Genomic DNA, 6,813 nt, shown 5'->3' with positions numbered 1-6,813 from the left:
ACAAAAGCGATAAATATAATAAAAGCCGATAACGAAAAAACTACTAATTGGTTGTTGTTTTCTCCTTATCACCCTTGGCCAAGGTATATAGACAAAGTAAGTTTGGGAGGAAAGGAACTTGGGAAAAAAATTTCTTTGTATTGCTGCAACGCTCGCTTTGCTGACCGCAGCTAATTCTGCTTATGCGGAGACACAAACCGACACACTTCAATATAAAGATTTGCGGGCTGATATCAAACTGGACGTCGATTGGAATCTTTTAGATGAAGATAAGGCAGAAGCCGAAACAGACTTCATTAATCCAAACAATAGTAACTATGTTGCAGTCAGACTGGAAATGTGGAAAGACGACTCTGGAGTTTCTGGCAGCAAGTACGATCGGGATAAAAGCCTTGCTGAATGCCGCTATACATATGCGGGCGCCGAGTATTTCAAAAGTAGACACTCGATTGACAGCTCTGATCGGAAAAAAGAACTTGTCGTTGATACTTTCTCCGATGACTAGAATCCCGTAACATTCAAACAGAAAATAAACCGGTGGAATAGCCGGTTTATTTTCTGTTTGGCTACGACGGCAACTTGTCCCTAAACCATACGCAATGCTGAAAAACTCAGGAGACGGTTATACATGACGTTAAGCTCGATAAAAAATCAGTTTAAAGCCCATCCCGTCACAACCGCTTTGATTATCTTGGGTCTGACCATATCCATCGTACTCATTTCAATAGGCATATCGAGTGTGAGGAATACGCATTTGCTCATCCAGCAACAGGTTCATTACGCACCTCAGAATGCTACGAAAATAGAATTGGAGCTTTCGGACAAACAAGATGTACGAGCTTTGTTCAAGGTTTTTGACGGGATATCGGATCAAACCGGAGTTATTCTGGACCGAGCAAAAATGTTTCACAATGGTCTCATGGCTCCGGTAACGCCTGAATATTGGACAAAACAGGTTGTTCAGAGATTTCCATTAGAAACAGGAAGATATCTGAATGTAACGGATATCATCCATGGAGAAAAAGTAGCCCTGGTTGGCAAAGCGAGAGGGAAAGATGTACGCACCAAGAACGGAAAACCGTACATTTTGCTGGATAACGAAGAATACGAAGTGATCGGAATCATCGGCGTGAAAGGAAAAACGACAAAAGCGATTGATTACAAAATTGTTATTCCGGCCACGTCGCTTTCCTCAACGCTTTTGAGCAAATTGCAAAGCGCGAAAACGATTCCTTTCTTGATCCACAATAGTTATACAGATACATACGCAGACGAAAAACAGATTAAACAAAATGCCAAGCGTCTATTTCCGGAAGCGACATGTACAGCCTCCCCGTACGGAGAAACAGAGGGGATTGTTGCGCCCAACAGGGGAAGCGAAATCTACATATCCATAATGGTTTACGCGCTGGCAATCATCAACGCGATTAACCTTACAGCCTTTTGGATTCAAGAAAGAAAGTACGAAATCGGTATCAGGAAAGCTTTTGGCTACAGCAATGCGGATATCGTCTCCATGCTTTTTTGGGAGATGTGCGTCATCAACCTGATAGCGGTAGTCATAGGTTTTTCTATTCAATGGATGATAAGAAGCTTGCTTTCCAAATGGCTTGATTATCCGGTTGAGATTACCTCCACCACTATCTTTGCCGCGATTTTGTTCGTTTTTGCAACGGCTTTTGTCACTACTGCCATCCCTTCGAGCAAGGCGCTAAAAATACAGCCAGTTGAGGCTATCAGGGGATAAGGAGAAGAGAAATGGAGCACCTTTCCATCGCGATTTCATCCATGCGGAAAAGAAAGCTGTCTGTTTTTCTGATGATGGCGCAGCTTGTGCTTTCCTTTTGGGTGATGAATCATGCGTTTATTTCCATGGATGTCGTGCATTATCAAGAGAAAAAGCTATTTGCGGTAACGCAGATGGATAAAGATACAACGTTGCGGTTGTCTTTTGCGGATGTGGAAGACACAGAATGGTTTGCCGAACGATTTGGTCAATTGGAGAATTTTATCAAACAAACGCCCGGAGTGCAGAGGTACGGCTCCTTTGATACGACCTCCATCACACCGGAAAATTTGCCGAATCAACGCGCTTTTCTTGAACAAAACAAAAAACAGTATGCCGGAACAAGGTTGGAGAATGCGATTGAAAATAACAAGATCGTTTTTTTAGATAAAGGCATCTATTCATATGCAAAATTCAAGATCATCAACGGAAGGCCACTGGGTGAAGCGGATTTCACCAAAAAGGACGGTGACGTTATCCCGGTTTTGATCGGATATAACTACCGGGATGTCATCAATCTTGGTGATCGGTTTGAGACCATCATCCATGAAAAGAAAATAGTGTACGAAGTTGTTGGAGTTCTTGAGCAGAGGAGTGAATGGTTATCTGGAAATGATTACATTGCTGATCCGGTTGATAACCTGGACAACTTTTTTCTTGCTCCTTTTTTTCCGATTGTCAGGGAAAGCGAGCCGATGGACGTAGCGGTGAGGATGCATAACACCTTCATCCAACTGGATTCCGCAGAAAAGTTCAATCAAGTCGCAGCGGCCATTTCAGAAAAGGGGAGAGAATTAGGCATAAATCCAACGCTGACAACAGTTGGCGACGAGTTGCATGCTTACAGGGAAAACAGGAAGCAAGTCAGCAATTTCTCCCTGTTCATGGGGATGTTCTTTTTAGTGATCTCGATTATTGGAATCGTTTCGGTGACGCTGTCGTCGATTCATGCCCGAAAGCATGAACTGGGAGTCAGGATGGTGGCAGGTGCAACCAAAAGGGATATTTCCGTAATCATTCTCATGGAACTTGTATGGATCGTAACGGTTTCAGCAGTTTCCGGGGTTGTGCTGAATTACGTGATGGAAGCTTTCGAAGATTCATCGGTAGCGAATATAAAGCTGGAGATGTTTGCCTTCCCTTTATACGGTAAAGTCATGCTTGTATCCATCCTGGTTGTTCTTGCTTCCGTGTTCATCCCGTTGCTTCGGATCAAAAAACTCCAACTTCGCGAGTTAGTAGGGGGGAGAGACTGAATGGCATTCATTGAGCTTGATAATGTTTCGAAAGTATTCGGGCAAGCAGAGTATGCAACCGTAGCCTTAAAACAAGTAACTTTTCGCATGGAGAAAGGCGAATTTGTCTCGATCATGGGTCCGTCTGGCTCAGGCAAATCGACCCTGTTGAACATTATGGGTTGCATGGATGTACCGACTGAAGGAGAATACAGGCTAAAAGGCACTTTGATTCAAAAATTGAGCGATAGAGAATTAAGCCAGATCAGAAACAAAACGATCAGCTTTGTCTTTCAAAACTTCGCCTTAATGCACAATTTCAGCGTCTATGAAAATGTGGCACTGCCCTTGTTTAAACGAAAAATGAGCCTCAAGGAAAAGAAGGAAAAAGTAGACTATTATTTGCACAAACTCGGGATTGCCGACTTGAGCAATAAAAATGTTTCCAAGCTGTCGGGAGGCCAAAAACAAAGAGTTGCCATTGCACGTGCCATGACTGCTGAAACAGAGCTGATCCTGGCTGATGAACCAACAGGTGCGTTGGATCAGAAAAACGGGGCGCAGTTAATGGAGCTTCTTTGTCAAATGAATGAAGAAGGCAAAAGTATTGTGGTCATTACCCATGATGAAAAAATCGCCGGATATACAAAACGAATCATCCGCATTGTAGATGGCGTCATTACAGAAGACCGAAAGATGGAGAGGTAACGGTATGCAAATGAAATGGAGGATCGTTTTCATTGCCGTCTTTATCGCTTTGGCGGGGGGAATCAGCTACTACTCCTTTTTTTATCAAGAACATTTTATGCGGACAGCAGAAGGTGTCTTTTTGTCCGATGAATACGAGGAAAAATATAAACAGGTGGTTAGAGAAATTACCGTTAACAAGACCAGATTCGATACGCTGCTTATCGAACATGAGATTAACTTGGATGGTGGAAGCCTCACTTTTGAACTGTTCGATCCAAACAACAGATTGGTTCAGTCTGGAGAGGTGACCAAAGACCAGATTTATGCTGAAAAACTCGAGGTGACACCTATAAAGGGAAAATGGCGGGTGCAATATCATACGAACAAGGATACAAATGGAAAATATATGCTATCATTGGAAAGTGTAGAGTAGGTTTTTCAGAACAAGCGTGTACAAACACGGACACAGGAGGGACAACATGTACTGGGAGAGTCTGCCCGGATGGTTTTGGGCGATCTATTACCTATTTTTCCTCATCACAGCAGGGACAGCCGCCTTCTGCCTCGCACGCAAGAAAAACAGGCGGATGTCCGTTGCCGCGATGCTCCTGGCGCTGTTGCTTCCGGTCGTCAGTCTGTGGAAAAGCATCGCCCGGGCAGAAGGAATGGACGAGTTCGAGCATTTTGTCATGGAGCTGCTGCAAGGCTCTCTCTGGGCTGTTTTCGTACTCGCTGGTTACGTGTTTTTGGTCGCATGGTGGGCCATGTTCTTGCGTAACAAAAAGTCCAGTGTGCAGTGACAGGCACGAGCGAGCTGTCCGAATGCCATATGCGAGGACAGCGGGGACGATCGCGAAAAAGAGAAGGTGCTCGACCGACGGCCTTCAGGTAGCGAACCGAACAAGCCGCGCGCTGGGGACTGCGCGTGATGTAAAAAGAACGCCTGCGCAGCTTCAGCCGATGAGTGCGCAGGCGTTAGACAATGGCCGGGACGGCAGCAGGCTTGGCACGGGAGCGCAGCCTGCTGCTGTCAGCGGCGAGGCGAGGCAGGACAGGATGCGCCCCGCCCGCCCGGCTCTGAAAATATCCAGCGATTTGCCGCCGTCCAGTATGGCGGCTTTTTTGGCGTGACTGCTTTTTGCCGCGCGTCCGGCTTCTACTGCACCTGTGCTTCCGTCCCGCGATTGACGAACGACAAAAGCTTGTTCCCCGCATGAATGGCAGCCTGAATGATGTAGCCAGTCGTGAACGACAGCACGATCGTCCCGTAGTAAATCGGCCCGTCGAGCAAAAAGCTCAAGGTGAGAAACAGGCAGGCAAGCGAGATCTCTGTCCGGCGAAACGTCCATTTCATCCGCTTGGAGATTACGAGCACGAAAGCTTCCTGCGGTGCTGTGCACACCTGCGTGCACACGTACAGTCCGATGCCGCTGCCGATGCACAAGTTGCCAAGCGCCATGGTCAAGAGCGGCGGCAGCGAGCGGATGCCGGCCATCAGGGCGTCAATCGAGCCGATCAGGTCGACAAAGACAGAGATCAGCACCATCACGGCAACGGCGCCCATCGTAATGTAGCTGCGATCCATGAAAAAGACGATGCAGACAAAGGCGAAGTTGATCGCGAACATCCAGAAGCCGATGGATACGCCGAAGTTTTGAAACAAGGCAATAAACAGAGAGTCATAAGGGCTGAGGCCAAACGAGGTAATCGTCGTCATCATGTTGATGCCGAGCGCAAGAATCAGCAGACCTGTGACAAACAGGACGTATTCGAATTTGAAGCGAAACACGAACAGCACGACTCCTTTCATCTACCATTGGCAACAGGATAATGTGTGGAACGCTTTTCAGAGCAAGAAAAAAATGTGCCGGACATGCCTTCCAGTCTTTTTGCTTTCGCACTGCATGTTTTTCAACTGGAGAAAAGGACGCGTTTCCCGTTACTATGGAAGAGAGAATCACGGATTCGAAAAAACAGAGGGGTAATCAGGCTTGGCTAACATTCGAGAAATTGCGAGACTGGCGGGGGTATCCGTCTCCACCGTGTCGCGTGTATTAAATAACCATCCGTATGTCAGCGAACAAAAACGAGCAGAAATCATGCGGATCATCAAGGAGCGAAACTACGTGCAGAACAGCAACGCCGTCCACCTGTCGACCGGAAAAACAATGGTGGTCGGCGTGACGCTTCCGCTCGTCAACAATCAATATTACAGCTCGATCATCGAAGGGATCGCCGCCGAAGCAGCCCGGCACCAGTACAACCTGATGGTGTGCCAGACCAATAACAGTTCCGAGCAGGAGCAGAGCATTTTGCGCCTGCTGAAAAACAAGAAAATGGACGGCCTCATCATGTGCTCCCGGGCCAATGGCTGCGAAACGATTGACGAGTACGCCCAATACGGCCCGATCATCACCTGCGAGGCAAACGAGACAGCTTTCGTATCGAGCGTTCATATCGACCATTATCAGACCTTTCGGATCGGGATGGAGTATTTGCTCGGCAAAGGACACCGGAAAATCGGCTATTGCATAGGCAGAAAAAACAGCTTCAACAGCCAGCACCGCAAACGGGCCTACCATGACATGCTTCGATCGGCAGACGTAACGCCCGCACCTGACTGGGCTTTTGAAAACTGTCTGACCGTGCAGGACGGCAAAGACATCGCTCACCGCATCTGGCAAATGAAGGAGCGGCCTTCTGCATTGATCGTCTCCTGCAATCACATCGCGGCGGGGATCGTCAAGGAAGCGGGCAGACTGGGACTGCGCGTCCCCGAAGACCTGGCGATTGTCGGCTGTGACGATCAGCCGGTCGGCGAGCTGCTGGAGATCACCACAGTATCAAGCCCGAGCAGCTTGATGGGGAAATACGCCTTTGAAATGCTGTACGACAGAATTCTCCACCAGCACAAAGAAAAAGAAGAGAAGGAGCTGCCCCCGCTTCTGGTAGAGAGGGGGACGACGTGACGTCTGGCGGGACAGGCATCCCGCCGAAACAAGATTTACACAAATTTGCAGATCATTCACACGCCATCCACTCCTGCTTTATATCCGTTTGCTAGAGTGTAGATGACAGGGTAAACGGACAGGAGGCGGAGGA

The 6,813-nt window shown here is 47.5% G+C and carries 9 protein-coding genes; 8 read left to right on the top strand and 1 reads right to left on the bottom strand.

Translation table 11 applies throughout. The annotated features are described in order from the left end of the window. Positions 1–118 precede the first annotated feature (118 nt). From AC3WJN_RS22425 to AC3WJN_RS22395, 7 genes are all read left to right on the top strand, one after another. Positions 119–505: a hypothetical protein gene (locus AC3WJN_RS22425; protein ID WP_007777088.1), complete on the top strand. Its 387-nt coding sequence runs from the start codon at positions 119–121 to the stop codon at positions 503–505. 123 nt (positions 506–628) lie between these two features. Next, the gene (locus AC3WJN_RS22420) at positions 629–1,747 is read left to right on the top strand and encodes an ABC transporter permease (RefSeq protein ID WP_005832171.1); all 1,119 of its coding nucleotides are present in this window, start codon (positions 629–631) and stop codon (positions 1,745–1,747) included. An 11-nt stretch (positions 1,748–1,758) separates the two neighbouring features. Continuing rightward, entirely contained in the window at positions 1,759–3,042 is a 1,284-nt protein-coding gene (locus AC3WJN_RS22415) for an ABC transporter permease (protein WP_005832169.1), read from the top strand. After that, positions 3,043–3,729, top strand: coding sequence for an ABC transporter ATP-binding protein (locus tag AC3WJN_RS22410; RefSeq protein ID WP_005832167.1), 687 nt, complete (start codon positions 3,043–3,045; stop codon positions 3,727–3,729). A gap of 4 nt (positions 3,730–3,733) precedes the next feature. After that, positions 3,734–4,144 carry a hypothetical protein gene (locus tag AC3WJN_RS22405; protein ID WP_005832164.1) on the top strand — a complete coding sequence of 137 codons (411 nt, stop codon included), beginning with the start codon at positions 3,734–3,736 and terminating at the stop codon, positions 4,142–4,144. Positions 4,145–4,190: 46 nt separating this feature from the next. Then, positions 4,191–4,511: a hypothetical protein gene (locus AC3WJN_RS22400; protein ID WP_007777077.1), complete on the top strand. Its 321-nt coding sequence runs from the start codon at positions 4,191–4,193 to the stop codon at positions 4,509–4,511. Positions 4,512–4,533: 22 nt separating this feature from the next. Beyond that, positions 4,534–4,842 (top strand): hypothetical protein, encoded by a 309-nt coding sequence (locus AC3WJN_RS22395; RefSeq protein ID WP_005832161.1) that lies wholly within the window; start codon positions 4,534–4,536, stop codon positions 4,840–4,842. A 25-nt stretch (positions 4,843–4,867) separates the two neighbouring features. Here the strand turns inward: AC3WJN_RS22395 and AC3WJN_RS22390 are convergent, their stop codons facing one another. Next, positions 4,868–5,500: a YczE/YyaS/YitT family protein gene (locus AC3WJN_RS22390; RefSeq protein WP_025845571.1), complete on the bottom strand. Its 633-nt coding sequence runs from the start codon at positions 5,498–5,500 to the stop codon at positions 4,868–4,870. Between the two features lie 202 nt (positions 5,501–5,702). Here AC3WJN_RS22390 and AC3WJN_RS22385 point away from each other — a divergent pair, with 202 nt between their 5' ends. After that, positions 5,703–6,680, top strand: coding sequence for a LacI family DNA-binding transcriptional regulator (locus AC3WJN_RS22385; protein ID WP_005832158.1), 978 nt, complete (start codon positions 5,703–5,705; stop codon positions 6,678–6,680). Positions 6,681–6,813: the final 133 nt, after the last annotated feature.

Source organism: Brevibacillus sp. FW306-2-1A-C05A (assembly GCF_058781555.1).
This window is presented reverse-complemented; position numbering and strand designations above follow the sequence as displayed.